Genomic DNA, 26,356 nt, shown 5'->3' on the forward strand with positions numbered 1-26,356 from the left:
TGCTGCTTTCCAAAGTATACACATATAACTACAAAAATTACGAGTTCTTTACTTCATTAAAGGGAAAAGTGAGGTTTGTATAAATAAGCTATAAAAAGTAACTTTTTCTCGTTAAAGCATTGACTTGCTCAGCCACTATAAGAAGATGTTAGTTAAGGAATGATGTACAAAGTTAGGATAATAAATGCCAATCGTATTAAAGCGTTTACTGGTCCAAATTCAAACACATATCAATAGAGCGAGTTGGGAAATCTTGCTGCTGGCAACGATTTGTCATATGTGGCTGACTTGGGCATTGCTGTGGACCGCGCAAGAGCGAGCACTATTGCCGCTCGATACCTACATTTATTACTATGTCGTGACGACCTCAACGGTTGGATATGGTGATTTTAGTGCAACAACGGCACTCGGACGCTGGGTCGTTGCGTTGTTTCAGATACCGTTTGGTTTGGCGCTGTTTGGCGTGCTGCTCGGTAAAGTCGGGCAAGAAATTACATTATGGGTAAAAAGGGCTATGAAGGGCGATAAGAATTTTTCACATCTTAAGGATCACATCATAATATTTGGGTGGCATCCAACACACACAGAGAAAATGATTGAGTTTATTCTCGCTGATAATAAACGTGTGGACAGGCGCATTATTCTCGCGGTGCAAGAAGATATGGAGCACCCCTTGTTACGCTACCCTCAAGTGGATTTTGTTCGTTTGGTTAGCTTTACCGATGATGAGCAATTAAAAAGGACGGCGGTTGACTGCGCAGATAAAGTGATTGTGGATGGAAAAGATGATGACCATACTTTTACAACTGCATTAAAACTGAGCCCGATGGTCAAGCATGGGGCACATATTAGCGCACACTTTTTGGACGAAACCAAGGCACGACTACTGCGCGCGCACTGCGCCAATGTAGAATGCTCATCAGCAATGTCAGCTGAAATCTTGGTGCGCTCTATGCAAGATCCTGGGTCAAGTAGAATACAGGAAGAGCTGCTTTCAACGCTTCATGGTGATACCCAATTTAGTTTGGCGTTGCCTCAAACGGTGAAAGCATGTCAGTTTGGGCAATTGTTTATGTTTTTTAAAGAGCATCATAATGCCACTTTGCTAGGGGTGGCTCATGACCGCAGTGGTCAGAATATGGATCTCAATCCGCCGCTAGACTATGACATTAAGGCCGGAGATATCATTCATTACATCGCACCACAGCGTGTGTTAGAAAATGAGGTCGCTTGGGAGCTGTTATGAGCGAACTGATGCTGCTGGTTTTTGCCGTATGCCTGTACATCGTGCCAATTGGCGTCGTGGCAGGCAGTAAGCGCTCTAAGGGTCATGAAAAGAATGGTTGGTTGATAGGCACTTTGTTCTTTTCTTGGATAGCGTTACTGCTGTACCTATCGATGATCCCGAAAGAGGGGCGAGTGAAGGCTCGCCGAAGTAAAAAGCAAGAATAGGGATTATTGTGACATAGCCACAATATGTTGCCACTCCCTGTCAGTGACGGGCATGATGGATAGACGACCCGCTTTTTTCAGTGCCAAGTCGACAATGTTGTCATCTGCTTTGATTGCTTTTAGCGTGACGGGGTTAGGCAACTGTTCAACGTATTGCACGGTAACGCCAACCCAACGTGGCTTGTCAGGGCTGGATTTTGGGTCGTAATAGTGACTTGAAGCATCAAATTGATAAGGATCGACCTGTGCTGCTTGAGTGATTTTTGCAACGCCAACAACAGCTGGGACTTTACAACTTGAGTGATAGATAAAAACGAGGTCGCCTTCTTGCATGCTGTCACGCATAAAATTACGAGCTTGATAGTTTCTTATCCCTTCCCAAAAGGTGCTTTGCTGTGGCGCATTCTTTAAATCGGTGAGTGAATACGCATCTGGTTCTGTTTTGAATAACCAATAAGCCATTATAAATACTCATTTAAAAGTAGATTAGTGTATTATTATCAGTAATTGCGATAACTACAATGGTGAGGTGGGCAATGAGTCGGGTGTTGCAAGACTTACTTGATTTATTAAGTTTGGAAGAGATTGAGCAGGGAATATATCGCGGTCAAAGCCAAGATCTTGGTTTTCCACAAGTATTTGGTGGGCAGGTCATGGGGCAGGCATTGTCTGCGGCAAAATACACGTTGCCTGAGGGACGTTATGTGAACTCATTACATTCCTATTTTTTGCGCCCCGGAGACGCAACGAAGCCAATCGTTTATGATGTTGAAAACATTCGTGATGGGCGGAGTTTTAGCACGCGTCGAGTGAGCGCGATACAGTACGGTAAACCCATCTTTTATATGACCGCCTCTTTTCAGGGCGATGAGCCAGGTATGTCACATCAAAGTGATATGCCAATTGTGCCTAAGCCAGAAACGTTAAAGTCGGCACTACAATTTTATCAAGATAATGCAGAGCTCATTCCTGAGTCTCTGAGACCCAAGTTTACGCAAGAAATGCCATTGGACATGCGACCAGTCAATTTCCAAAACCCTTTTCAGCCTCAAAAGGCACCTGCAAAACGGCATGTCTGGTTTAAAGCCAACGGCACCATGCCGGATGAAAGGCGTATTCATAATTATTTGCTAGCATATGCATCGGATTTCGAATTTTTGCCTACGGCATTACAACCACACGGGCTCTCTTTCATGCAGCCAAATATGCAAGTGGCAACCATCGATCATGCTATGTGGTTCCATCGCCCGTTTAGATTGGACGATTGGATGCTGTACAGTGTTGATAGCCCGAGTGCAAGCAACGGTCGAGGTTTGGTACGTGGGCAGTTTTTCAACCGGCAAGGTGAGTTAGTGGCCTCAACTATTCAAGAGGGCGTTATGCGTCAGCGCTAGGCACTGACGCTACTGTTTTTACAACGTATCGTGGATCGACTGCCAAATTCGTGCTGGCAATAAATCATTGAGGTGCTGTTGCAAGTGATCCATGGGTGTTGCAGCACGAATGGATTGTTGCTCTGAGATGGCAATATATGCGTGCTCTCGCAGGCTATTGATAAAGTTGCTCAGCACTTTTTTGTCGAAAAATTCCGGGCTTTTTATACCATGGAGTGTGCCCAACCGATTGGCTAAAATTTCGCTTTCATTTTCTAAGTCTGCACGTTTGATATCTTGATGCTTGAGGATCAGACTACTGGTAATAGCATAACGCTCCAATGTGAGGTGACATACTTTGCCAAGCATTTCGAGCTTGGTAAGGGCACTGTTGTCTTTATTACTTGTGGCTTGCGTGCCATCGAAGGTAATTAGCTTATGCTCAGCAAAGTTAGCCAATATATCTTGAATATAGCCTTCGCGCAGAGGCATTAGGAACCATTCTTTGGCAAACAAAGGGTAAAGCGTGGCAATTTTCTCTTCACATTCTTGTAGCGTCACCTCGTAGCGATTAAACAACATTTGCGCAATCACACTGGGAACGGCAAATAAATGCAAAATGTTATTTCGATAATAGTTGAATAGCGTACGTTCTTTTTCTTTAATCGTGATGATATCACCTAAACCATCTTGCAGTACCTCAAGCTTTTCAAGCTTCAAGGCATGCTCCAGTAACGCGTCCGCTTCTTCATTTGGTTGGGTGACATAGTCACTGTACTTTGCATGCTTTTGCAATGACAGATAAAAGCGCAATTGTTCTATGAGCTTTTGTCGACTGAGTGCAAATTGTTCGTTACTCAGTAATATCGTTGCCAATAAATTGATGACATTTAATGCTGCGCTAGCATTGATGTTGGTCATAATTTGGTCCGCGACGTTGGCGACTTGACCATTTAGCCACTGTGGCTTCGGTGCTTCGTCCGCCGAGATTGCTTGTCGCCAGTCTGGTTGATGTTCATTTAAGTACTGATTAAGGTGAATAGGCTGACCAAAGTTTAAATACCCTCGACCATAGTTTCTAAGGTTTTTTATTGCTTTGAATATGCCCAACACCGACTCATTTTTCTTATTGCTGCCTGCCAGCTCTTTGAGATAAGTATTGATTTCCATGACGTGTTCATAGCCGATATAAACCGGCACGATTGAGATTGGTCTATCGATACCGCGCAGCATTGCTTGCATCGTCATGGCCAACATACCTGTTTTGGGCGGTAATAATCGGCCAGTACGACTACGACCCCCTTCGGTGTAAAACTTAACAGAATAGCCTTTGATAAATAGCTGGCTGAGGTACTCTTTGAACACCGCAGAGTACAGTTTGTTGCCTGCGAAAGAGCGACGTATGAAGAACGCCCCCGAACGTCTGAAAATCCCGCCTGCAGGGAAGAAGTTTAAGTTCACTCCAGCAGCAATATGTGGTGGTACTAAACCTTGATGATAAATGACATAGGTTAATAGCAAGTAGTCCATGTGACTGCGATGACACGGTACATAGATTATCTCATGACCTTTGTCAGCGAGCGCGCGCACTTCATCCGCGTATTTTACCTCAATCCCGTTATACAATTTGTTCCACAGCCAAGTTAGTATTCTGTCAGCGACTCTGACCATGGCATCAGAATAATTCGCGGCAATTTCATCTAGCAAATCTTGCGCGTTCAATCTGGCTTCGTGATGGCTGAGGCCTTTTGTCTTGGCCTCCTCTGCAATGGCTTTTTTAATGCTGGGTGCTGCGAGAATTGAGTTGAAAAGGGCTTCTCTTGAAGGCAGCTTAGGTCCTGTTGCTGCAAGTTGTTGACGGCGAAAATGTACTCGTGCAACGCGCAACAGCTTTTGTGGTAACTCTTCGACGTCAGCCTTATCATTCATCAACTGCTCTACGTCAATAGGAGCGGAAAAGCGCACTAAATTGTCACGGCCAGAAAATAAAATCACAAAGCTTTTTCGTAACCAACTTGGGGTAAGAGAGTGACTCAGTAAAGTCGCGAGACCTGGTTTCTCTTTGCCTGGATCTCTTCCCCAAAATACCGACACGGGGAGAATTTGTGCTTTAGTGCTAGGGTTAGCTTTGAGCGCATGAAAGATGTCTTTACTTAACTGCAATGCATCACTGGGTTTAGCGGTTTTTGAAAACAGCGGCGTGGGATTTTGCATTGCAATGAATCGGGGTACTTCGGTACTGCCAATTTTTTGCATTTGCATTGGGCTCGGTAACCCAAGTGTTTTACACATTCGGTCTAGTGCTGCGAGGTCGGCATGAGAATTTAATCGAGTAACATAAAAAGTTGGCAGGTTAGGATCAAGCTCAAACTGTGCAATGGGGTCTTCTGGTAGCAGTTTGCTCTTTACCAGTAGCCAATTTGTCCACTGAGCGAGCACATTGAGACATTGTGAAAATAAGCGCATACGCAGTACCAAGTATAAATTTTTGCAATAGAATATCAGGGATTAACTGGACTGACCATGGTCCAGTAAGTTCTAGCACAGCCCGCTGAATGCTATGTGACCCGACGTTTTGGTCGTTTGTGTCAACACAGCCTCGTTTACGTTGTTTATTAGTATAGTACGGGGATAAAACAGGCTCGATAAAGATGACGTTAAAATATGGCAATGATTTATAGCCCTTCGGGTGCTTACCATAAAAAGCATGCGGGTAAATAACCGAGATAAAATTATTGCATTTTGTTGTTGCATTTATCACCAGTATCCTTATAATGTGCAAACTTTCTCGGCTTCTGGCCGTTGAAAGTTAAATGAAAAGCCTGGATTTCAGGCTATAAAACAGGAATTCCGATTTGGAATTCAATGGTAGAAATAAAAGAACAACCGACTTCTTAGGTATTATAAGATAGTTTCGGCGGTTTTTTTATGCTCTTTTTAAATGCTCTTTTAATTGAGGTTTAAGAATGTCTAATCAACGCATTCGTATTCGCCTAAAAGCTTTTGACCACCGTTTGATTGACCAATCAACGGCGGAAATCGTGGAAACTGCGAAGCGCACTGGTGCTCAGGTACGTGGTCCAATTCCACTACCTACGCGTTTTGAGCGTTTCACTGTATTGATCTCTCCGCACGTAAACAAAGACGCGCGTGATCAGTATGAAATCCGCACCCACAAACGTCTGATCGACATCGTAGAACCAACTGACAAGACTGTAGACGCTCTAATGCGCCTAGACCTTGCAGCTGGTGTTGATGTTCAAATCAGCCTGGGTTAATCGAAAGATTAGAGAGGTTTTAGGAAAATGGCATTAGGTCTAGTCGGTCGTAAAGTGGGTATGACACGTATCTTCACTGAAGATGGTGTATCTATCCCTGTGACAGTTATCGAAGCGACGCCTAACCGTGTAACGCAGATCAAATCTGACGCTACAGACGGTTATAACGCGCTTCAAGTTACTGCAGGCGAGAAAAAAGCAAGCCGTGTAAACAAACCAGCAGCGGGTCACTTCGCTAAAGCTGGCGTTGAAGCGGGTCGTGGCCTGTGGGAATTCCGTCTTAACGGCGGAGAAGGTGAGTTTGAAGTAGGTTCAGAACTAACTGTTGAACTTTTCACTGAAGTGAAAAAAGTAGACGTTACTGGCACTTCAAAAGGTAAAGGTTTCCAAGGTGGTGTTAAGCGCTGGAACTTCAGCATGCAAGACGCTACACACGGTAACTCTCTATCTCACCGTGCTCCTGGTTCAATCGGTCAAAACCAGTCTCCTGGTAAAGTTTTCAAAGGTAAGAAAATGGCCGGTCAAATGGGTAATGTTCGTTCTACGACACAGAACCTTGAACTAGTTCGTGTTGACGCTGAGCGTAACCTGCTTTTAGTTAAAGGTGCAGTACCTGGCGCTATCGGCGGCGACGTTATCGTTAAACCTGCTGTTAAAGCATAAGTCCTGGAGATTTAGTGATGGAATTAGCAATTAAAGGCGCTGGTGCGCTTGAAGTTTCCGAAGCTACTTTTGGACGTGAGTTTAACGAAGCATTAGTACACCAAGTAGTTGTTGCTTACGCAGCAGGTGCTCGTCAAGGTACTAAAGCTCAGAAGACGCGTTCTGAAGTACGTGGTGGTGGTAAGAAACCATTCCGCCAAAAAGGTACTGGCCGTGCACGTGCTGGTACAATCCGCAGCCCAATCTGGCGCAGCGGTGGTGTGAGCTTTGCAGCTAAGCCGCAAGATCACAGCCAAAAAGTTAACCGTAAGATGTATCGCGGTGCGATCAAGAGCATCTTATCTGAACTAGTTCGTCAAGAACGTCTTGTTGTTGTTGAAAACTTCGGTTTAGAAGCACCTAAGACTAAAGAACTAGTCGCTAAGCTTAAAGAGCTTGAGCTAAAAGACGTATTAATCGTGACTGAAGAAGTAGATGAGAATCTATTCCTTTCATCTCGTAACCTGTACAAGGTTGATACTCGTGACGTAGCTGGCATCGACCCAGTAAGCCTAATCGCTTTCGATAAGGTTCTAATTACTGCAGGTGCTGTGAAGCAACTTGAGGAGTCATTAGCATGATCAGTGAAGAACGTCTTTTAAAAGTAATTCTTGCTCCACACATCTCTGAGAAAAGCACTATCTCTGCTGAAGCGAACAACACAATTGTGTTCAAAGTAGCAAAAGATGCAAACAAAGCTGAAGTTAAAGCAGCTGTTGAAAAGCTTTTTGAAGTAGAAGTAACTGGTGTTCGCACTCTAAATGTTAAGGGTAAAACAAAGCGTACTGGCATGCGTTTCGGCCGTCGTTCAGACTGGAAGAAAGCCTACGTTACTCTTAAAGAAGGCAGCGAGCTAGACTTTGTCGGCGGCGCCGAGTAATAAGGGGAGTTAGAATTATGGCACTTCAAAAGTGTAAACCAACTTCTGCGGGTCGTCGTCACGTCGTTAAAGTGGTTAACCCTGATCTACACAAGGGTAAGCCATACGCTCCGCTATTAGAGAAAAACTCTAAATCAGGTGGTCGTAACAACAACGGTCGTATCACGGTTCGTCACATCGGTGGTGGTCATAAGCATCACTATCGTGTAATCGACTTTAAACGTACTAAAGACGGCATTCCAGCTGTTGTTGAGCGTCTAGAGTATGATCCAAACCGTAGCGCAAACATCGCTCTTGTATTATATGCAGACGGTGAGCGTCGTTACATCATCGCACCTAAAGGTGTTAAAGCAGGTGATGCAATCCAGTCTGGTGTTGATGCACCAATCAAAGCTGGTAACACATTACCAATGCGTAACATCCCAGTAGGTACTACAGTACACAATGTTGAGCTTAAGCCTGGTAAAGGTGCTCAGATTGCACGTTCTGCTGGTGCATATGTACAGATCCTAGCGCGTGAAGGCCAGTACGTGACTCTACGTCTACGTTCAGGTGAAATGCGTAAAGTTGAAGCGGATTGCCGCGCAACTATCGGTGAAGTAGGTAACGCTGAACACATGCTTCGTTCACTAGGTAAAGCTGGTGCTAATCGTTGGCGTGGTATCCGTCCTACAGTTCGTGGTGTTGCCATGAACCCGATTGACCACCCACACGGTGGTGGTGAAGGTCGTACATCTGGTGGTCGTCACCCTGTGTCTCCATGGGGTAAGCCTACTAAAGGTGCTAAGACACGTAAGAACAAGCGTACTGATAAATTTATCGTACGTCGTCGTACTAAGTAATAGTTGAGGAATTGCCATGCCACGTTCTCTCAAGAAGGGTCCATTCATTGACCTACACTTGCTGAAGAAGGTAGAGAAGGCGTTGGAAAGCGGTGACAAGAAGCCTATCAAGACTTGGAGCCGTCGTTCAATGATCATCCCTAACATGATCGGATTGACCATCGCTGTCCATAATGGTCGTCAGCACGTACCTGTATTCGTTACAGACGAAATGATCGGTCACAAACTAGGTGAATTTGCACCTACACGTACTTACCGCGGTCACGCTGCGGATAAGAAAGCTAAAAAGCGTTAATCGGAGGGTATGATGGAAGCATTAGCTAAACACAAATTCGCCTCTGGTTCGGCGCAAAAAGCACGTCTAGTTGCTGATCAGATCCGCGGACTTCCGGTTGATCGCGCGCTAGAAATCCTAGCGTATAGCCCAAAGAAAGCGGCTGTATTGGTTAAAAAAGTACTTGAGTCTGCTATCGCTAACGCGGAGCACAACGAAGGTGCTGACATTGATGAGCTTAAAGTGGCTAAAGTATTTGTAGACGAAGGTCCTACAATGAAGCGTATTATGCCACGTGCTAAAGGACGCGCTGACCGCATCCTTAAGCGTTCAAGCCACATCACTGTTGTGGTTTCAGATAGCTAGGAGATATAAGTAATGGGACAAAAAGTTCATCCTACTGGTATTCGCCTAGGTATCTCAAAGCCTTGGGTATCTACTTGGTACGCGAATACAAAAGATTTCTCTGAGCAGCTTTTTGGCGATCACAAAGTGCGTCAATACCTTACTAAGGAATTGAAAAACGCTTCTGTGTCTAAAATCGTTATCGAGCGTCCAGCTAAATCTATCCGTGTAACAATTCACACAGCTCGTCCTGGTGTTGTTATCGGTAAAAAAGGTGAAGACGTTGAAAAGCTTCGCCAAGCTGTAACTAAGCTTGCTGGTGTACCTGCACAAATCAATATTGCAGAAGTACGTAAGCCTGAGCTAGATGCACAATTAGTTGCTGACGGTATCTCTTCACAGCTAGAGCGTCGTGTTATGTTCCGTCGTGCTATGAAGCGCGCAGTTCAAAATGCAATGCGTCTAGGTGCTAAAGGTATCAAGGTTGAAGTTAGTGGTCGTCTAGGCGGCGCTGAAATCGCACGTTCTGAGTGGTACCGTGAAGGTCGTGTACCTCTACACACTCTACGTGCTGATATCGATTACGCTACTTCAGAAGCTTTGACTACTTACGGCATCATCGGTGTTAAAGTTTGGATCTTCAAAGGCGAAGTTATCGGTGGTCTTCCACTGAAACAAGAGCAAGAGAAGCCAGCTAAACGTGCACCGAAGAAAGCTAAGAAAAGTGCTAAGTAAGAGGTAGCGACTAATGTTACAGCCAAAACGTACAAAATTCCGCAAGGTACACAAAGGCCGCAACCGTGGTCTTGCTACTAGCGGTAACAAAGTTAGCTTCGGTTCTTTCGGCTTGAAAGCGACTGGCCGTGGCCGTATGACTGCTCGTCAAATCGAAGCAGCTCGTCGTGCTATGACGCGTCACATCAAGCGTCAAGGTAAAATCTGGATCCGTGTGTTCCCAGATAAGCCGATTACAGAAAAACCGCTTGAAGTTCGTATGGGTAAAGGTAAAGGTTCTGTTGAATACTGGGTTGCTGAAATTCAGCCTGGTAAAGTACTTTACGAGATGGAAGGTGTTTCAGAAGAGCTTGCTCGTGAAGCATTCGACCTAGCTGCTCGTAAATTACCTTTCAAAACAACATTTGTAACTCGGACGGTAATGTAATGAAAGCTAGCGAATTGAAAGACAAAAGCGTAGAAGAGCTTAAAGCTGAACTTCTAGAGCTTCTTCGTGAGCAGTTCAACCTGCGCATGCAAGCGAGCACTGGTCAGCTAGCTCAAACTCACGAGCTGAAAAAAGTACGTCGCAGTATTGCGCGTGTTAAAACGGTTATCAACCAGAAGGCAGGTGCATAATGAGCGATAAGATCCGTACTCTTCAAGGTCGTGTAGTTAGCGACAAAATGGATAAGTCAATCGTTGTTGCTATCGAGCGTCAGGTTAAACACCCGATCTACGGTAAATTCATCAAGCGTACAACTAAGTTGCACGCACATGATGAAAACAACACAGCACTAGCAGGTGACGTCGTGACTATTCGCGAATGTGCGCCAATCTCTAAGAAAAAATCTTGGACGCTAGTTGACGTGATTGAACGTCCTAAGAAAGCTTAATTTTTAATTAAGTTGACTTATAAAAAACCCCAGCCTTGGCTGGGGTTTTTTGCTTATATGCGTCGCAAAATAATTTCTATTTGGATGCTTATAATTGATCTTAGAGATTTCCAGCGCTGTTAAATGCCAGACCTTTGGCGCCTTAGACTGGATATCGGTCGCACACTACCAAGATAGATTAGCACCAATTACGGAAACCTCGCCGCTTTTGACAAAGATGATTCTGCGCGAACGGCTTGGCGTCGTTACATCATTGGCGCTGTTTTTCGCTCAACCTTTCAGAGCGAGTTAGCACTTAAGGCACGGCTTTATTTGATTTGTGTACATCGATAGGCGGCGCGGCTTGTGCAGTGAAATCATACCGTCCAGGTGCCAATATATTGTTTGTGTCGAGGGCTTTTTTAATTGTCGTGACAAACTGTAAATAGTCGTCATCCGGCGCGGGAAGTCGGGTTTGAGATTGATTGCCCAAACGATAGGGGTAATAACCTGCTTGGTAGAGTTTTTGCAGCAACGTATCGTGGCAGGCTTTAGCGTTTGCGTCTTCTCCGTCGAGTTCCCTATCAAATGAAATTGAGATAATAATATCTATCTGCCGAGCAGAAATGCATTGTAATGTCATCGCAGGTTCATAACCATAGCCCGTAATCACCTCTTTGATGATCTGTGTTGCAGATTCAATGTCTTTGCCTTCAAACGGCACGATGGGTCCCATCCAATAGGTGCCACATTTATCTTTGTCAGGATCTATCTGGGAAGCTGCAGGGACATTGATTCGTTTCCGAATATAGGTGCTCCCCAATGTTTGGGTGATGGGGAGAGGGTGGCCGAGATACATGGATTTTCGAAAATATATTTCCGTCGGATCGACAAAAGGTTTACGAGAAAATTTATTGATAAACCGAAGTATCTTGGAGGCAATAGACACATAGGGTTCTCTAAAGAAAATCAAATTTGATACCAACCCCCCAAGTGCATCTTTGATCAATTTGATGTCAGCTTTGGCTTGTGCGCGGCTATGGCAAAACAGCGCGCCGTCTCCATACCACTTACCTACGACCGGTAGGCTTCTTTGTAGTGCTATTTTAATCTCATCGTCTGTCAGACTGCGACTGCCATCGCATAAATCCCAAGGGTATTTCCCCATATAGCCTAAGATGCGGTGATCGTTAAAGAGGGTGGTAGAGGAGCGCAATATGTCCCTTTGCTTTAATACTCTGAGCGCATCTATGACCTGTGGCAGTGTTGAGTCATCTTTTAAACAATACACAAAGGTTGTGAAAGCCTTTGGAATGGGCGTTAACCAAAAGGTCATTTCGGTGACAACGCCAAGGTTCGATTGAGTAAATAAACCGTCTAGCAATGGACCGGGTCCGAGCTTTGTCATGTCTTTTCCTTTTGCATTATCAAAGCGGCCAAGGCCAGTGTGGATACATTTTCCGTTCGCAAGAATGACTTCTAAATGGCAGATATTATCGATTCGATTACTGGCTAACCCTTTACCAATACCACGCTCAAGAGCGTTCCCGATTAGGCTTGAGGTGGGGGTTGACCCCGTTCCAGCAATTGAAAACTCTGAATTTTGAGCGGTGAGAAAGCGATGTACTTGCTCAAATGTTACGCCAGGTTCTACGCTCAGAGTGCCATGTACTTCATCAAAGCGAGTAATTTTGTTCATTCCAGATAAATCAACTACTATTGCGCCATGGTGCGTCGGTACTTTAGATCCATAGCCAAAGTTTTTGCCTGTGCTGATTGGGTATATTGGTACTGACTCATCATTTGCTATGGTGATAATTTGCTGTAGCTGCTGCTTAGTCGTGACTTTGAGCACGCCGCCAGCTTCAACATCCGTTGCAAACGTAGTGCGTTCATAAGGCTTGCGTGCAGTGGCACTGAAGCGTGCGTTTTTAATACCAAGGAGTGCTGTCCAGCGTCGTTTTGCTGTTTTAATTCCCATTATCTATCCCTAAAAGTGAAGAATATTCAGTGTTCCCCCTGCCTCTATTGCTGGGGAGGGGGCGTGTTTAAACAATTAGGGAGTAACCTTTAAGGTTTAAAAACAAAACACAATGAGTTTAAGGTGTCTCATTGATGCGTTTTCTATCTAGGTATTTTAAATACAACAGTGCTGCACAGCCACCTGCAAGCGGCAAGGTAATAAAACTTGCCCAACCGCTGACATACAAGCTAACCAGCAGCATTGTAATATCCATGCCAAATAACACGCAGGGGACGTCACTGCGCTCATTAACAATACAGTTTAATTGCGCAGTCATCACTTCTGCCATGAGTATCGCTGCCAGTGGCGCAATGGCAATACAAGCCATCGTGACCGCTAAGGCCAGTAGCCGTCTTTGGCTAAACATATTATTCTTCCTTGCTGTGGTTAACGCGAGTGTGTGACACCCTTTATACCATATTAAGTCATCAATGTTAGGCGGTTGTTACAAAGGATAAGTGAGCGGTCCGCACTCACTTATCACCGCACTTCTTCATCAGCTTGATGGCGGAGTTTCGCAATCTGGAGAGAACCAGAAATCATCCGACGCGGATGTCCATTCGTCACCACAGACACCCAACTGTTCTCCCTCAACGTCTGCGCACGCGTCATGATTTAGACAGTCCTGTGTATATTGACCATCGCCAAACATTGGGCAGCCGGCACCGCAGCGGGCAGCGCAGAATCCATGACCGCCCACTTTATAGCTTTTTGTTTTTACACCAACATAGGTTACATCCCAAATGGCAGTTTTATTTTTACCCATGTATGGACAAAGATCTGTCCAGCCTTGTGCTGAAAAGTCTTGCTTGATTGTTTGTTCAATTGGTGTGCCTACAGGGTAAGTTGACAGAAACTCAAAGAATTTAAATAGGACAACTTTTGATTCTTGGCCGAGTTTACTCTGTACTTTTAAGACGTCGTCGATGTGAATTTGTGAATCACGAAAAACACTGGTCAGATTACTTTTTAATTTTTGGCTATTGATCAGTTTTTTGCCATCAACGTCAACGCCGGAAATGTGCACGGTGTGGTTGGCGTTATCTAGTTCGAGATTAAAAGTATGTCCATTAAACTGGATGGTGCTTCTGATGTGGTTATTTAAATCATCTGAAAGGCTAAACTTTACCACGTTATTGGGACTAGAAGGCTGGCTTTTAAGTTCACTTTGAAGAGAAGATAAATTGAAGTAACCACTCACTTCATTATCTTGGCTTTGAACATTGAATTGATTATGCGCGGATACGCTCTGACTGCCAAATGCGCATAATGCAAGTGCGATAGCTGCTAACTTTTTCATCATAAATCCTTTTTGTTATTTGTAAAAATTGGAAGTAAATTCCATGTGTTCTAATTTTGAACAAAAAGACTTTATTTTAAGTTTCGTTAATGTGTCAATACTGTTTATTTTTTGTGTTTTTTAGTTGTTTTATTCTTGTTTATAATGTGTGTTTAGAACAGTGTAAATTTTACACTGGGTATTTTATTGGCATTAAAAATATTAAAAATTATTAAGGGGTTGAGCGCTTTAAACTGGACTGCTAAACCCTTTTATTAAGTTAAATGGGATGTGTTCAAGATCGTTCATCAGGTTTTTTTAAATGAAAAGCATTAAAAAAATTAAGGAGCCAGGCGGCTGACTGACGAGCTTACCAAGCATCGATATACAATGAACTCGGCTCAGGGCGTGTGGCTGCAAAGAGAGCAAGCTCCATTGCAGCCACAGGATTAGATAACACGAGAAAAGCGGGTATTTTTTATTTGGTGTTGTAAATAGGCATCAAAGCTCATGCAAATAATGCGGATAAATAACGTGCCACGCGCTGTAACAGTGATGGTGTCTTGAGTAACCGTGACCAGTCCATCTTCAGCAAGTGGCTTAAGAGCCTCTAGGGCCATTGCAAAGTAAGTATCAAAGTGAATATCAAATTGATGACTGACAGCTGATTTGTCTAGTTCAAAATGGCAGATGAGCTGCTTGATGACGTGTGCTCGGACCACGTCATCTTGACTCAGCATGATGCCTTTGCATATTGCACTTTGCTGATCACGAATTGAAGCGTAGTACGATTTCAAGTCTTTTTCATTTTGCAAGATGGCGTTACCTATCTGTGAGATGGAGGACACGCCAAGGCCTAATAAGTCGCAGTTTCCATGCGTGGTATAGCCCTGAAAATTACGGTGCAAATGGTTTTCACGTTGTGCTATGGCCAGCTCGTCTTCTTGCTTAGCAAAATGATCCATCCCAATATATTGGTAGCCCGATTGCGTCATTTGTGCCAATGCGTTTTTAAAGATTTGCAGTTTTTGTTCTGCTGTGGGCATATCTTGCTCTTTAAGCTTGCGCTGAGCAGCAAAACGCTCAGGTAAATGAGCGTAGTTAAAAAGAGAAACCCTGTCGGGGCTAAGTGCAATGAGCTGTTCAATGGTTTCACGATAGCTTTGTGGGGTTTGATGTGGCAAGCCATAGATCATATCCATATTGATAGATTTAAAGCCCAACGCACGTGCTTGGCGCAAAATATCAAGTACTTCATCAAGTTGCTGTGGACGATTTACAGCCGCTTGTACCTGATCATTAAAGTCTTGGACACCAAATGAAACGCGATTGAATTGCATCTCTCGTAGGGCAACGAGCATATTGTCGGCCAGTGATCTTGGGTCGATTTCAATGCCACGCTGAGCATCATGGGCAAACGTAAAGTGCTGCTCCAAGGTTGCGATTAATCTTGCCATTTGTGTTTCAGTGAGAAACGTTGGCGTCCCCCCACCAAGATGCAACTGTTCTACTTGATAATCTTTAAAAAGGGATGCATGTGCCTCAATCTCGCTACATAAATGGTCTAGGTATACATCAGCCTTTGATTGGTGGCGGGTGATGATCTTATTACAACCACAGTAGTAACAGAGCTGATGGCAAAAGGGAATGTGGATATAGAGCGAAAGTGCCTGACTATTCGATTGCTCAATTGCACTAGATAAAGCTTGTTGGTCATACCCTGGTGTCAAAGACAAAGCGGTGGGGTATGAGGTATATCTTGGTCCAGAAATATTGTATTTCTTGATGAGGGAATCTTCCCAAAAAGGTAACTTAATCACGATCGCACTCAAATTTGATTACACATGGTAATTATAATTGGGTCGTCTTAGAGGTAATTTGATCTGACGCAATAGGGCGTTTAGTAGACAAGTGTAGGGCGTCTTCCCCACACTTGTCTGTTGGCCTTTACAGCTGGTAACGTTTGGCTGTGGTCGCGAGTTCTTCGGCCAATTTGGCAAGTTGCGCGGCATCATTAGATGCGTGCTCCGCTCCTTGTGCGGTGTCTTTGGCGGTGGAGGTGACTTCTCTGACACCCTCAGAGATTTGAAGCGTCACGGCATTTTGTTCCTCTGTGGCACTGGCAATTTGAATACTCATATCTCGAATAGAGATCACAGAATCAGATACGTGTTCTAGTGCTTGACCTGTTTCATGTACACGCTGTGCGGTGATCTCGGCATTGTTGACATTATTACTCATCAATTCAACTGAGCGCTGCGCCTCTTGCTGTAAGCGTGAAATCATTGCTTGGATTTCCTCTGTACTTTGCTGAGTTCGACTGGCTAAGCTACGCACTTCATCCGCCACAACGGCAAACCCTCTTCCTTGTTCACCTGCTCGTGCTGCTTCTATTGCGGCATTGAGCGCAAGTAAATTGGTCTGATCGGCAATACCTCTAATAACATCTAAAATAGAGCCTACTGACTGAGTTTCATCGGCCAATTTGGAAATGGTATCACTGACATTATTGATGTCGTCTTTGAGCAGAGAGATGGCACTGCGTGTTTCTGAGACGGCTTGCAGACCTTGTTTTGATGTTTGCTCTGTCGACGTCGCTGTGTCTGCGGCAGACTGGGTACTGCGGGTGATTTCAGAAACCGTTTCGGTCATCTCATCCATGGCTCTATCGGTATATTCAAGCTGTGCCATTTGCTGCTCAGCCCCTTGTTTTGCTTGGGCTGTAATGGCACTCATAGTCTGGGAGGTTTCAGCGAGCGTGTCTGTAGATTGATGAATCTGTTCGATAAACGTCCTTAAATTTTGCACCATGCTGGCCATCGCCTGATAAATGCCAGTATGGGTTCCGTGATTATCAAATTTTACCGTCAAGTCGCCTGCGGCAATTTTTCGCGCCATGGCTTCAATCTCTTTTGGCTCTCCTCCGATGGGTAATTTAATGATCTTACTTATATACCAGCTGAAAAATAGTCCCAGTAAGATAATCATGCTGGCAAAAACCACTACCGTAAACTTAGAGTTTGCGCTTGCAGACTGCACAATGGGCCCTAATTTATCTTGTGATGCTTTGATATCTAGTTTGATGTTTTCGAGTTGACTGGCAACTTCGGGTCCCACTGTATCCAGTACCTGCGCAATTTGTTGGTTGCGCTCTAAGATCACGCGATATACAGACTCTTGCCCATCTTGGTAGGCATCAAGCGCTAGTTTAAATTCCTGACTGCTCTGCGCCAAATCCGCTCTGTTGGTATTGGCAAGTGTCGATTGAAATTGGGCTTGTAACGTCACAAAGCTTTGTTTCGCTGCTTGGTAATCTTGTTGGGAGTTAGTGACTAAGAATTTATTGGTCGACAATCGCCCCTGTTGTAATAACCCTCTTAATACGCTGAGGTTTCTTATATCATCCAAAGATTGTGAATTCCGGATCATACTGCTTAGTAAGCTGTCCAATTGTGGTCCACGTTGATTCAGCACCTCGTCCACGATACGGTGGCGGCGTTCAAACAAACTGACGATGTTTTCAAAGCTTTTCTTGTAACGTTCCACCTGTTGTTGACTACGACTAATCACTTGTAACTGAGCAGGGTCTTGAAACTGATTTTTAGCGTCTGACATTAATTGCTCAAGCAGGGTTAAACGTTGATTGAATTGTGAGATGGCATTTGGGCTTTGGTGTTTTAAGTATTTACCAGCCTGGAGCCTCACTTCAAGTAAGTTGGCTTGGATACGCCCCGCTAAGGTGTTGTCACGTGCCTTCGTTCGATACTCGACAAAATTGTTATACCCAGAACTTAACCCCCAATATGCAACAATAGATAGGATTAACATCATGAAAATCATTACACCAAAAGCACTATTGAGCTGTTGGTTTAACCGCCAATTTTTTACCATTTAAAAGCCTTACCTTAGAGTTAAGCTGTTGATGAAAGTGAGGAATACAAGGGAGATTCTCAAAGAAGGGTTCCCTGTGAATAGTTTAGTGTAAATTTCACAATTAGATCATATTATTTATCGAGTGAAAAAAAATACCCAATTGATGGAATCTAAGTGAAATTATTTGACTTCAATCAATAGTCTTTGGTTTTCTTTTAGTTATTGATAATAAAGAGTTTTTATACTGTTTTGAGGCCGGCGGTGAGTTTGTTTGGTGATTAAATACGCGCTTGTCACATAACGGTGTTGAAGTTTTTTGATGGATTAAGAGAGTGCGTGCAGCATATATGATACTGCACGCGATTATTTTATAGCTTAAATTGATTTACAGTTGCATTCAACGCTTTGGCCAAGCCATTCAAGTCGCGTGCCTCGTCAGCCAGCAAATGTGCATGATTGGCGGTGCTGTTCACTAAATCGTTAATGGCATTTAAGCTATTATTGATGTCCTCTGCAACCACCGTTTGTTCCTCTGTCGACGTCGCAATCTGGTGACTTTGATCTTGTACTGTGTTGACGGATTCCGTGATGTTACGCAAGGCATCGAGTACTTCTTGTGTCTGTTCCACAGAGCTTTGTGCGCGTTCTTGGCCTTGCTGCATCATGGTGGATGCCTGCTGTGCAATTTGCTGAAGCTTAGAGATCATATTGCGAATATCATCTGTCGACTCTTGTGTACGACTCGCTAAGCTTCTTACTTCATCCGCTACAACCGCAAAGCCTCGACCTTGCTCTCCGGCTCTCGCAGCTTCTATTGCTGCGTTTAGTGCAAGTAAGTTGGTTTGCTCTGCAATGCCGTTGATAACGTCAATGACGGCACCTATATTACTGGTTTCTTGCTCTAGACCTTCGACCACCTTTGCCGCTTCGCCGATATGAGATGCAAGCTCCGTCATTACTTCTTGTGCTTGGCTTGAACGGTGTGCACCATCATTTGTCATACTTTGTACTAAATCAGATGCGCGGTTTGTCTCATGCGCATTACGAGAGATCTCCGTGACTGTCGCTGCCATTTCGGTTACGGCCGCAGATACACTGTCTACTTGTTCTTTCTCTTGCTGAATTTCATTGTTGGTATTATTAGACACATCACGTAGTTGTGCTGACGCACCGCTCAATTGTTCTGCCTGCGCTGCAGTATCAATCATCATCGCGCGCAGCTTATCGATAAAGGTATTCATGTGCATGGCCAACTGGCCCACTTCATCTTTACTTTCGATATTAATACGTCTAGTCAGGTCGCCTTCGCCTGTCGCAATGTCTCGCATGGTATCCGTCAATGTAATAATAGGGCGAGTTATCATCTGTGCAGCGACGAGGATCATTGCCACAATGATGGCGAGGATCACAATGACGGCTGTCATTGTACTGGCAACGGCATTGTCCACAGGCTCTTCTATTAAGCTGACGGGAATAAGGATACCTACATGCCAGTCAAGTACGGGCTTATCTAGTTTGACGCTGTTAAATACAACATAATAGTCCTGACCCTTTAAAGTGACCATGGCTGTGCCAGAGTTTTGGTTGCGAATGGCGCCCGTTAATTCAGTGAAACCAGAAGTGTCTTTAAACTGTTGCTCTAAGCCGGCCAGCCCCTCTTTGCCTTTTGGCCCAGAATCTGTGGTTGAGAGTGAATGCCCTGTACGCTTGGATAAGTGCACCACTTTAAGGTCATGATCGAGTAAAAAGCCATAGCCTTCACCGTCAAATTGTATTTCCTCTACCATGGCGCTGATTTTGTTGATCTGCAAATCGACACCGCCCACGGCCACTAATTCACCTTGTTTATTATAAATAGGTTGTTGTACTACCGCTGACACATCACCCGTATTAATGTCGACAGAAAGCGCGCCGACGTATAATTTTCCATGGCTCAGTGCGTCTTGCCACCAAGGACGTTTGTAGGCGTAGTATGGGCGCCCATCTGCAAAATTTGAAGTGCGCTCATTTTCTTTAAAGTATTCACCTGTTCTTGCTGACGCCATGAAAGCGGAAAGAATGTTGGCGTCACTTTTACTTATGCGAATGAAATCTTCATTAACTTCGTCATAGCCTTTGTCATTGCTGATGTCTCTCTCACGCTCATTATACTTATCAAACCAATTTATATTGTGTGGGTTGGTCACAAAGGTTTCTACCACTTTGCCGTATTGGGCAAAAAAGGATTCCATAGACAATTTTTCAGAGTACAAGAAACCCTGTGCTTCGCGTTCAATGCTCTGTCGAGAGATTGTTGCTATATGATTAACAAAAAACGTAGAAGCCAGAATTAGAAGTACAGAAATTGTACCGCCGATTAAGATGAGAATTTTTTTACGAAGAGATAAATTTTCAAACATGACATATTCTTTTTATTGGGACAGCGCTAGCATAATAAAACCATATCTCACCTTCATTGGCTACCTTAAAAGGTTAAGGGATAACCAAGGCGAGATCATGTTTAATCATCATATCTTCACTTGTTGAATAAAAAAATAGTACAGAATCATCAAATTACAGCGGCACATTTATAACCTAAAGCTGAGAAACTGTTGATAGAATTTTAATTACTTCTGTACTAATATTGTGACCTACTTTGGGTAAAAATAAGAAAATATGATGAGTAAAAGAGTGATCGTTTTAGGGGCCGGGTGGCTAGGCAATGCACTTGCTCGAGACGCAAGAACAGCCGGATGGCAGGTTGAAGCAACCCGCAGAGTAGCAGATCATGACGCGCAAATTAGCGCATTTTGTCTCACTGGCTCGCAACTACATCACACGCTTACCTTGCATGACGCATACTGGATCTGTGCTATACCGCCGCGCATGCGTCAACCAGACAGTAACTACCTTGAAACATTAGAGCAGGCGTTAATCACAGCCGAAAGCATGGCATGTAAAGGGATTCTGTTGTGCTCTTCGACGGCAGTATATGGCACAGATGAAGGGGTGTTTACCGAGCAATCAATGCTGGCACCAAAGGATTCCAAGCGTCAACAGGTATTGCAAAGCGCCGAGACATTAGTGCAAAACGCAGGCGGAAAAATTGTGCGTTTGGCGGGGTTAGTTGGACCAGAGCGGGAGCCCGGGCGTTTTATATCAGGCAAGCATTTATCAAGCTCTTCTTTGGCACGTGTGAATATGCTGCATCAGCAGGATGCCGTCAATGGTGTGATGTGTATTTTGGATAACTGGCAAGACGCGGCACCAATATATAATCTCTGTCACCCGTCACATCCGACCAAGCAAGACTATTATCAGCAGCATTGCACGCGTGAGGGCAGCGCACCTCCGACATTCGCAAGCAACACTAAATCGGAGCGTATCATTGATGGGTCGGCTATATGTCAGCTTGGTTTTCACTATCAGCATGATATTTAGGATTGGATAGCTTGGTGCGGCGCTAAAACGCGGCGTGAGTCGAACTACCTTTTAAAGGTCAGATGGCCACCAAGACGGTATTTACTCCCCGAAGAGATAAGCCGAGCAAAGCTCACAATCCCCTGTGATGACCAAGTTCGGCGGATCACCTGTAAACAAGGCTCTTCATTGAACATATCAAGCCATTGGCAAATCTCTTCATTGGGCATGATGGCTTCCACCGTGTGCCGCGCTTCGGTTAATGGCGCGACTTGGGTGAGGTATTCGTGAGGTGTTGTTTGACTGAAATCTTGTTGCAGGTATTGAGGCGCTAAGGCTGGATTGACAAAGCGCTCTTCTACTTGGAGCGGGGCATCATTCTCATTATGTACGATGATACTCCGATACACCAAGCTCTCCATTTCTACACCTAGTGCGATTGCGATGGGAGCAATTGCTGAAATAGACTCCAGTGACAACACCACACAAGTGTAGTTGCCTCCACGCTCCTTCACCTCATCGGCGATGTTACGGATTTCCAGTAACGAAGATTGGGACTTAAAGTTCGCAACAAATGTGCCTAACCCTTGACTGCGAGTCAGTACACCACTTTCTGTCAGTTCACTGAGCGCACGTCTAGCCGTCATCCTACTGACTTGAAACTGTTCAGACAGTTCATTTTCAGACGGAACCCGTTGGTTTTCTTGCCAATCGCCTGCGCGGATTTTATCAGTAATGTGTTGTTTTATCTGTGCAAACTTAGGTTGTTCAGTCACGATTCGCTGCCGCAAAAATTAAGGTTACTCATAAAGGTGGCACAGTTATCTTGTATATACAAGTATTCTTGCTAAACTCGTATTAATTTTATCCAACCGAGTATAGACTGTGATCGATGTAGATTTAGTGATAACTAATGCGAATATTGCGACAATGGATGCGCAAATTGAGGGTGCATATGGTGTGATTGAAAATGGGGCCGTCATGATTAAAGACGACACCATTGTTTGGCTTGGTAAGGAGTCCGAACTACCAGAGTTTGACGCGTTATCTATTCCTGTTACTTCGGCAAAAGGTGCGTGGTTAACACCGGGATTAATTGATTGCCATACCCATATTTTATTTGCAGGCTCTCGTGCTGAAGAGTTTGAGAAACGTTTAAACGGCGTTTCATATCAAGAGATTGCAGAGCAAGGAGGGGGGATTGCGACAACCGTAAAGGCGACTCGACAGGCATCGAAAGAAACCTTGTTTGTTGCGGCAAAGGCGCGTTTGAATGCCTTGCTACGTGAAGGTGTAACGACGGTAGAAAGTAAGTCGGGATATGGGTTAGATACCGACACAGAATTAAAGCTGCTTGAAGTCAATGAAATTTTGAATGAGCACCACCCAATTCAAATCCAAAGCACTTTTTTAGGCGCCCATGCACTACCGCCTGAATTCAAAGGCAACAGTGACGGTTACATTGATTTAGTCTGTGACGAAATGCTGCCACGAGTTGCTGAGCGCAACTTAGCAGATGCGGTGGATGTTTTTTGTGAAAATGTTGGCTTTAGTCATGCTCAAACAAAACGAGTATTTGAGCGTGCAACAGAACTCGGACTGAAAGTGAAATGTCATGCAGAACAGCTATCTAACCAACACGGTAGTGAATTGGTGGCTGAGTTCAATGGCCTGTCTGCTGATCACATCGAATATCTAGATGAGCAAGGGGTGATGGCGATGGCAAAATCAGGCACGGTTGCTGTGATCTTACCCGGGGCATTTTACTTCTTGCGTGAAACACAATATCCCCCAATCGAACTGTTGCGTGAACATGGTGTGCCGATTGCAATTGCCAGTGATTTTAATCCGGGTACAGCCCCGCTGTGTTCTGTACGTTTAATGCTCAATATGGCATGTACTTTGTTCCGAATGACACCCGAAGAAGCGCTATTGGGTGCAACACGACATGCTGCTCAAGCACTGGGGTTAAGTGATCGCGGTGTTCTCAAAGTAGGGGCTAAGGCGGATATCGCAATGTGGCAAATTCAGCATCCCGCTGAATTAAGTTACCAATTTGGCGTAAACGATCTGTTAAATCTGTGGATATCGGGTAGACTTATTCAATAATAACGAAGTAAAAAGTGGTCGAAGAATGGCAAAAGTGGTGTCTGTGAAGTGGATATATACGTTCATTTTAGCGTGTATGGGGTTCCCAGTTTGGGCAAATACTACTTTATTTGACACGTCATTAATCGGCGCTTGGCAACCTGAGCTTGTCAATGCATTCTTTGCTGGTGTCGTGATGAGCTTAAGTTTGGTCGCGATTGCCCGCTCGCAGTTTGCAACCAATAGAATTATCCATGCACTGCTTGGGACGGGGTGCCTGGCCATACTTGCTGGTATGGGCGACGTGGCTCTGTATGGCCTTGTAGCTATATTACTGCTACATATCTGGCAAAGTGATAAGCTCGGTAAAGGTTGGCACATTGTCATTGCGGCACTGTCTTCTGTCTGTGCTACCTTACTGATTATTTCTCATTTTTGGTGGCATTGGCCGCAAATTTACGTCATTGCTGCCACCTTACCGATCTTTATTAGTGAACTTTTTCTACATGCGGAAAATAACGACCTCCCCCCCACTGTGGAACCTGACCCAATCTCAAATAGTGATATATTAGGTTTGCCTGACCGCGCAGGTGTGAGAGAGGCATTCAATGAGTACCGCGCTCGGGAACCTGGTACGGCAATGCTGGTTATGATCCGGCTAGAAGGGTTTCAACAAGTCAATTTTCACCTTGGTAGGGAGTTCGGGGATCTATTGCTTGCGCAATCGGCCAATCGCATGAAGCAGTATCTGCAAAGTCATGATGTGATGCCAATTACGTTAGGTAATGACGTGGCAAGGTTGGCGCATTTAGGAGGCCTACACTTTGTTTTTGTGTGTAGTTTAGCGAACCAAAAACATCTTCATGAGCACCTTTGTGCGGAGATCATCGAAAGTACTTTAAAGCCTTTTAATGTAGGCAATTGCATCATTGAAGTCAGTGCCCGTGCTAGCTTTGTCAATTGTGATGAAGAGCTAGGACAATTTGACGATTTGCTGACATGTGCTTTTCTTGCCCTAGATAGCTCGCCCGAAAAGGTGATTGCACCCTATGAGCAGAAGATGCAAATAGATCGCTTGGAGCAACAGGCGCGATTGGCGGAGCTTGCACACATTGATTTTAAAAATGAACTCGAATTGTACTTCCAACCCATTGTTCGTAATGGTGATGGTGACATCGAATATGTCGAGCTATTGCTGCGTTGGCAGCATCCAAAACAAGGTATTTTGGCGGCCAGTAAATTTATCGATGACATTCGTATTGCTGGTTTAGCACTGCCATTGGCCCAATATGTGATAGAACGCGCCGCGGAAATTGCACTGGCACTCAGAGTTGAAGGTATTCAAATGCCGCTGGGTATTAACTTATTTGGCCCTGAGATGCTGCATGAAGAGTTTATCGAGTTCGTTGATCGGGTCTTAGTCGAGCACCAGCTATTGCCACAGGATATTATTATTGAGTGCCCTTCACAAATGTTTACTACGCTTGATCCACAGGGTATCGCCATGGTGGCGAGACTTCGCACTATGGGGGTGAGGTTGTGTGTGGATGGATTTGGCGAGTCGCCTTTACTGTTAGCGAAGCTGCCAAAGCTAGAAGTGGATTATGTCAAACTAGGTCGCTCGTTAACGACACCAAATCAAAACCAAGGAAATTTTAAAGCGGTTGTTCGTGGAATCGTTGAAATGCAAAACGTACAAGAGTGTAAAGTGATTTGTGAAGGCGTCGAATCCCAAGAACAATTACAATTTGCGCAGAACTTAAATGCGTTCGCTGCACAAGGGTATTTGTTTACCCGACCTTTGAGCAGTGTTGGCATGATTAGTTGGCTTAAGCAATGGCGTTGGGAGCACCCGGTAGACGATACACCGAGTGCCACAGATGGAACGCACTAGGTGTGTTTAGCTCTGAGGTAGCTACACACTAGCCCCGATAGTACTTGGCCTGCTTCAATATGACCCTGTGCCACACCTTGTGGGTGATTAGCCGGCGCCGCTTCGCATAGGTGCAGATATCGAGCATTCGGCTGCAGTGCACCTAAATACACAAAGTGTTCAGCATCGTTCACACTGAAACCGCAGTTTGTAAAGGCACTGACTGGCATGCCCGAAATCGCGTCAACATCCACTTCAATGCCCAGCGGGCGAGACTTGTCGAAGCGTTTTAGCGCGGGTGCAATGGCATCGGTTAAGTTGATTTTTCGTGATACTAAAATGTCTTGGTAACTACTAAAGGTAAACCCTGCGTCTGTGAGTGCACTGACAATGGTGTCGTTGTTTTTTTGTTCGTGCATGCCGACGACGTGATAATCATCTAAATAGCCTTCATGATGTGCATAGCTGAAACCATTCCCCGAATGTCGTCCTTCCAATGCTCTGAAGTCAGCATGTGGATCAAAATTAATGGCTTGGCAGGGGACACTTTGACTTTGCGACAGCGCCTTTAAAAGCCCGTAGCTGTTGTTGTGTCCTCCTCCTATAACAATCGGTTCAAGACCAGCGTCAAAGATGGCTTTTAAAACCCCACTGACACGTTGATCAAGTTCCGCGCACAATGTACGCAGTTGCGCCAATCCAGTGGCACTGTGATTATCAATCTTTTCACTTTGTGACTGTAAATCAACGGTAATTACTTCACCTAACAGCAGAACGTTGTCTGGTTGCAAAAATTGATTGCATGGCAAGTTTAAAAACCGTTTCAAAAAAGCGAACCAGCCATCGGTAGCCCCACCGTTACCGCAGTTACCTCGCGGTCCGATATCTTCGTTAATCGCGACAAGTACATATTTAATTCCAAACTGTGCCGCGTCTTTCAGTGCCTGAGAGAATTCATTTTGTACTTGCAAAAATGACAGGGTTTGCCAAAAGCGAGTTTCATTGTCGCGTGTTGCGGTGAACTCGTTGATATGCGATTCGTTATAAATTTTAATCCAGTTATTTACAGTCATGGTATTCGGGTGT

Annotated in this window: 27 protein-coding genes; 17 read left to right on the plus strand and 10 right to left on the minus strand. The window is 44.6% G+C overall.

Annotated features, from left to right (window positions below):
• The first annotated feature begins 184 nt into the window (after window positions 1–184).
• Together L1286_RS15195 and L1286_RS15200 are read left to right on the plus strand one after the other, a co-directional pair.
• Window positions 185–1,246, plus strand: coding sequence for a potassium channel family protein (locus tag L1286_RS15195; RefSeq protein ID WP_235407913.1), 1,062 nt, complete (start codon window positions 185–187; stop codon window positions 1,244–1,246).
• Window positions 1,243–1,452, plus strand: a complete 210-nt coding sequence (locus L1286_RS15200) for a hypothetical protein (RefSeq protein ID WP_235407914.1) — start codon at window positions 1,243–1,245, stop codon at window positions 1,450–1,452. Before L1286_RS15195 ends, L1286_RS15200 begins: the two co-directional genes overlap by 4 nt.
• Window positions 1,453–1,455: 3 nt before the next feature.
• On the opposite strand, the gene L1286_RS15205 is transcribed toward L1286_RS15200, so the two are convergent.
• Window positions 1,456–1,914 (minus strand): EVE domain-containing protein, encoded by a 459-nt coding sequence (locus tag L1286_RS15205; protein WP_235407915.1) that lies wholly within the window; start codon window positions 1,912–1,914, stop codon window positions 1,456–1,458.
• 74 nt (window positions 1,915–1,988) lie between these two features.
• Between L1286_RS15205 and tesB the strand changes: the two genes are divergently transcribed.
• Complete coding sequence (gene tesB, locus L1286_RS15210) at window positions 1,989–2,846, plus strand: acyl-CoA thioesterase II (protein ID WP_235407916.1); 858 nt, start codon at window positions 1,989–1,991, stop codon at window positions 2,844–2,846.
• A gap of 18 nt (window positions 2,847–2,864) precedes the next feature.
• Here the strand turns inward: tesB and plsB are convergent, their stop codons facing one another.
• On the minus strand, window positions 2,865–5,291 hold the full coding sequence (gene plsB / locus L1286_RS15215; RefSeq protein WP_235407917.1) for a glycerol-3-phosphate 1-O-acyltransferase PlsB: 2,427 nt from the start codon (window positions 5,289–5,291) through the stop codon (window positions 2,865–2,867).
• A 500-nt stretch (window positions 5,292–5,791) separates the two neighbouring features.
• Between plsB and rpsJ the strand changes: the two genes are divergently transcribed.
• From rpsJ to rpsQ, 11 genes are read left to right on the plus strand one after another with little or no spacing between them, the layout of a single operon-like run.
• Window positions 5,792–6,103 (plus strand): 30S ribosomal protein S10, encoded by a 312-nt coding sequence (rpsJ, locus tag L1286_RS15220; protein ID WP_005495349.1) that lies wholly within the window; start codon window positions 5,792–5,794, stop codon window positions 6,101–6,103.
• Between the two features lie 27 nt (window positions 6,104–6,130).
• Entirely contained in the window at window positions 6,131–6,766 is a 636-nt protein-coding gene (rplC, locus tag L1286_RS15225) for a 50S ribosomal protein L3 (protein ID WP_010376387.1), read from the plus strand.
• Between the two features lie 17 nt (window positions 6,767–6,783).
• Window positions 6,784–7,386: a 50S ribosomal protein L4 gene (gene rplD, locus L1286_RS15230; RefSeq protein WP_023398458.1), complete on the plus strand. Its 603-nt coding sequence runs from the start codon at window positions 6,784–6,786 to the stop codon at window positions 7,384–7,386.
• On the plus strand, window positions 7,383–7,685 hold the full coding sequence (gene rplW, locus L1286_RS15235; protein WP_023398457.1) for a 50S ribosomal protein L23: 303 nt from the start codon (window positions 7,383–7,385) through the stop codon (window positions 7,683–7,685). Before rplD ends, rplW begins: the two co-directional genes overlap by 4 nt.
• Before the next feature lie 17 nt (window positions 7,686–7,702).
• On the plus strand, window positions 7,703–8,527 hold the full coding sequence (rplB, locus tag L1286_RS15240) for a 50S ribosomal protein L2 (protein WP_023398456.1): 825 nt from the start codon (window positions 7,703–7,705) through the stop codon (window positions 8,525–8,527).
• Between the two features lie 16 nt (window positions 8,528–8,543).
• Window positions 8,544–8,822: a 30S ribosomal protein S19 gene (rpsS, locus tag L1286_RS15245; protein WP_010367084.1), complete on the plus strand. Its 279-nt coding sequence runs from the start codon at window positions 8,544–8,546 to the stop codon at window positions 8,820–8,822.
• 12 nt (window positions 8,823–8,834) lie between these two features.
• On the plus strand, window positions 8,835–9,167 hold the full coding sequence (rplV, locus tag L1286_RS15250; RefSeq protein ID WP_010386167.1) for a 50S ribosomal protein L22: 333 nt from the start codon (window positions 8,835–8,837) through the stop codon (window positions 9,165–9,167).
• A 12-nt stretch (window positions 9,168–9,179) separates the two neighbouring features.
• Window positions 9,180–9,881 (plus strand): 30S ribosomal protein S3, encoded by a 702-nt coding sequence (gene rpsC, locus L1286_RS15255; protein WP_023398455.1) that lies wholly within the window; start codon window positions 9,180–9,182, stop codon window positions 9,879–9,881.
• 13 nt (window positions 9,882–9,894) lie between these two features.
• Window positions 9,895–10,308, plus strand: coding sequence for a 50S ribosomal protein L16 (gene rplP, locus L1286_RS15260; RefSeq protein ID WP_023398454.1), 414 nt, complete (start codon window positions 9,895–9,897; stop codon window positions 10,306–10,308).
• The gene (gene rpmC, locus L1286_RS15265; protein ID WP_063373472.1) at window positions 10,308–10,499 is read left to right on the plus strand and encodes a 50S ribosomal protein L29; all 192 of its coding nucleotides are present in this window, start codon (window positions 10,308–10,310) and stop codon (window positions 10,497–10,499) included. Before rplP ends, rpmC begins: the two co-directional genes overlap by 1 nt.
• Complete coding sequence (rpsQ, locus tag L1286_RS15270; RefSeq protein ID WP_023398452.1) at window positions 10,499–10,756, plus strand: 30S ribosomal protein S17; 258 nt, start codon at window positions 10,499–10,501, stop codon at window positions 10,754–10,756. The genes rpmC and rpsQ overlap by 1 nt, the downstream gene beginning before the upstream one ends.
• Window positions 10,757–11,051: 295 nt before the next feature.
• On the opposite strand, the gene L1286_RS15275 is transcribed toward rpsQ, so the two are convergent.
• The 6 genes from L1286_RS15275 to L1286_RS15300 all read right to left on the minus strand — a co-directional run bounded on the left by L1286_RS15275 (window position 11,052) and on the right by L1286_RS15300 (window position 20,309).
• Entirely contained in the window at window positions 11,052–12,716 is a 1,665-nt protein-coding gene (locus L1286_RS15275) for an FAD-binding oxidoreductase (RefSeq protein WP_235407918.1), read from the minus strand.
• Between the two features lie 118 nt (window positions 12,717–12,834).
• Complete coding sequence (locus tag L1286_RS15280; RefSeq protein WP_235407919.1) at window positions 12,835–13,125, minus strand: hypothetical protein; 291 nt, start codon at window positions 13,123–13,125, stop codon at window positions 12,835–12,837.
• 129 nt (window positions 13,126–13,254) lie between these two features.
• Window positions 13,255–14,061: a hypothetical protein gene (locus tag L1286_RS15285; RefSeq protein ID WP_235407920.1), complete on the minus strand. Its 807-nt coding sequence runs from the start codon at window positions 14,059–14,061 to the stop codon at window positions 13,255–13,257.
• Window positions 14,062–14,486: 425 nt separating this feature from the next.
• A complete protein-coding gene (gene hemN / locus L1286_RS15290; protein ID WP_235407921.1) occupies window positions 14,487–15,857 on the minus strand; it encodes an oxygen-independent coproporphyrinogen III oxidase in 1,371 nt (456 codons plus the stop codon).
• Window positions 15,858–15,984: 127 nt separating this feature from the next.
• Window positions 15,985–17,928, minus strand: coding sequence for a methyl-accepting chemotaxis protein (locus L1286_RS15295; protein WP_235407922.1), 1,944 nt, complete (start codon window positions 17,926–17,928; stop codon window positions 15,985–15,987).
• A gap of 350 nt (window positions 17,929–18,278) precedes the next feature.
• The gene (locus L1286_RS15300; protein ID WP_235407923.1) at window positions 18,279–20,309 is read right to left on the minus strand and encodes a methyl-accepting chemotaxis protein; all 2,031 of its coding nucleotides are present in this window, start codon (window positions 20,307–20,309) and stop codon (window positions 18,279–18,281) included.
• A gap of 256 nt (window positions 20,310–20,565) precedes the next feature.
• Here L1286_RS15300 and L1286_RS15305 point away from each other — a divergent pair, with 256 nt between their 5' ends.
• Window positions 20,566–21,330, plus strand: coding sequence for an NADP-binding protein (locus tag L1286_RS15305; RefSeq protein ID WP_235407924.1), 765 nt, complete (start codon window positions 20,566–20,568; stop codon window positions 21,328–21,330).
• Window positions 21,331–21,374: 44 nt separating this feature from the next.
• On the opposite strand, the gene hutC is transcribed toward L1286_RS15305, so the two are convergent.
• Window positions 21,375–22,085 (minus strand): histidine utilization repressor, encoded by a 711-nt coding sequence (gene hutC / locus L1286_RS15310; protein WP_235407925.1) that lies wholly within the window; start codon window positions 22,083–22,085, stop codon window positions 21,375–21,377.
• Between the two features lie 154 nt (window positions 22,086–22,239).
• Here hutC and hutI point away from each other — a divergent pair, with 154 nt between their 5' ends.
• Window positions 22,240–23,418: an imidazolonepropionase gene (gene hutI, locus L1286_RS15315; protein ID WP_235408011.1), complete on the plus strand. Its 1,179-nt coding sequence runs from the start codon at window positions 22,240–22,242 to the stop codon at window positions 23,416–23,418.
• A 25-nt stretch (window positions 23,419–23,443) separates the two neighbouring features.
• The gene (locus L1286_RS15320; protein WP_235407926.1) at window positions 23,444–25,291 is read left to right on the plus strand and encodes a GGDEF domain-containing phosphodiesterase; all 1,848 of its coding nucleotides are present in this window, start codon (window positions 23,444–23,446) and stop codon (window positions 25,289–25,291) included.
• Here the strand turns inward: L1286_RS15320 and L1286_RS15325 are convergent.
• Window positions 25,288–26,343: a formimidoylglutamase gene (locus L1286_RS15325; RefSeq protein ID WP_235407927.1), complete on the minus strand. Its 1,056-nt coding sequence runs from the start codon at window positions 26,341–26,343 to the stop codon at window positions 25,288–25,290. The genes L1286_RS15320 and L1286_RS15325 overlap by 4 nt on opposite strands.
• Window positions 26,344–26,356: the final 13 nt, after the last annotated feature.

Origin of the sequence: Pseudoalteromonas sp. SMS1, assembly GCF_021530565.1 — a bacterium.
Lineage (GTDB): Bacteria > Pseudomonadota > Gammaproteobacteria > Enterobacterales > Alteromonadaceae > Pseudoalteromonas.

Excerpts from the sequence above, each read along its gene's own strand:
- L1286_RS15195 (WP_235407913.1), top strand. The coding sequence starts at position 185 with ATGCCAATCGTATTAAAGCGTTTACTGGTCCAAATTCAAACACATATC.
- L1286_RS15200 (WP_235407914.1), top strand. The coding sequence starts at position 1,243 with ATGAGCGAACTGATGCTGCTGGTTTTTGCCGTATGCCTGTACATCGTG.
- L1286_RS15205 (WP_235407915.1), bottom strand. The coding sequence starts at position 1,914 with ATGGCTTATTGGTTATTCAAAACAGAACCAGATGCGTATTCACTCACC.
- tesB (WP_235407916.1), top strand. The coding sequence starts at position 1,989 with ATGAGTCGGGTGTTGCAAGACTTACTTGATTTATTAAGTTTGGAAGAG.
- plsB (WP_235407917.1), bottom strand. The coding sequence starts at position 5,291 with ATGCGCTTATTTTCACAATGTCTCAATGTGCTCGCTCAGTGGACAAAT.
- rpsJ (WP_005495349.1), top strand. The coding sequence starts at position 5,792 with ATGTCTAATCAACGCATTCGTATTCGCCTAAAAGCTTTTGACCACCGT.
- rplC (WP_010376387.1), top strand. The coding sequence starts at position 6,131 with ATGGCATTAGGTCTAGTCGGTCGTAAAGTGGGTATGACACGTATCTTC.
- rplD (WP_023398458.1), top strand. The coding sequence starts at position 6,784 with ATGGAATTAGCAATTAAAGGCGCTGGTGCGCTTGAAGTTTCCGAAGCT.
- rplW (WP_023398457.1), top strand. The coding sequence starts at position 7,383 with ATGATCAGTGAAGAACGTCTTTTAAAAGTAATTCTTGCTCCACACATC.
- rplB (WP_023398456.1), top strand. The coding sequence starts at position 7,703 with ATGGCACTTCAAAAGTGTAAACCAACTTCTGCGGGTCGTCGTCACGTC.
- rpsS (WP_010367084.1), top strand. The coding sequence starts at position 8,544 with ATGCCACGTTCTCTCAAGAAGGGTCCATTCATTGACCTACACTTGCTG.
- rplV (WP_010386167.1), top strand. The coding sequence starts at position 8,835 with ATGGAAGCATTAGCTAAACACAAATTCGCCTCTGGTTCGGCGCAAAAA.
- rpsC (WP_023398455.1), top strand. The coding sequence starts at position 9,180 with ATGGGACAAAAAGTTCATCCTACTGGTATTCGCCTAGGTATCTCAAAG.
- rplP (WP_023398454.1), top strand. The coding sequence starts at position 9,895 with ATGTTACAGCCAAAACGTACAAAATTCCGCAAGGTACACAAAGGCCGC.
- rpmC (WP_063373472.1), top strand. The coding sequence starts at position 10,308 with ATGAAAGCTAGCGAATTGAAAGACAAAAGCGTAGAAGAGCTTAAAGCT.
- rpsQ (WP_023398452.1), top strand. The coding sequence starts at position 10,499 with ATGAGCGATAAGATCCGTACTCTTCAAGGTCGTGTAGTTAGCGACAAA.
- L1286_RS15275 (WP_235407918.1), bottom strand. The coding sequence starts at position 12,716 with ATGGGAATTAAAACAGCAAAACGACGCTGGACAGCACTCCTTGGTATT.
- L1286_RS15280 (WP_235407919.1), bottom strand. The coding sequence starts at position 13,125 with ATGTTTAGCCAAAGACGGCTACTGGCCTTAGCGGTCACGATGGCTTGT.
- L1286_RS15285 (WP_235407920.1), bottom strand. The coding sequence starts at position 14,061 with ATGATGAAAAAGTTAGCAGCTATCGCACTTGCATTATGCGCATTTGGC.
- L1286_RS15295 (WP_235407922.1), bottom strand. The coding sequence starts at position 17,928 with ATGGTAAAAAATTGGCGGTTAAACCAACAGCTCAATAGTGCTTTTGGT.
- L1286_RS15300 (WP_235407923.1), bottom strand. The coding sequence starts at position 20,309 with ATGTTTGAAAATTTATCTCTTCGTAAAAAAATTCTCATCTTAATCGGC.
- L1286_RS15305 (WP_235407924.1), top strand. The coding sequence starts at position 20,566 with ATGATGAGTAAAAGAGTGATCGTTTTAGGGGCCGGGTGGCTAGGCAAT.
- hutI (WP_235408011.1), top strand. The coding sequence starts at position 22,240 with ATGGATGCGCAAATTGAGGGTGCATATGGTGTGATTGAAAATGGGGCC.
- L1286_RS15320 (WP_235407926.1), top strand. The coding sequence starts at position 23,444 with ATGGCAAAAGTGGTGTCTGTGAAGTGGATATATACGTTCATTTTAGCG.
- L1286_RS15325 (WP_235407927.1), bottom strand. The coding sequence starts at position 26,343 with ATGACTGTAAATAACTGGATTAAAATTTATAACGAATCGCATATCAAC.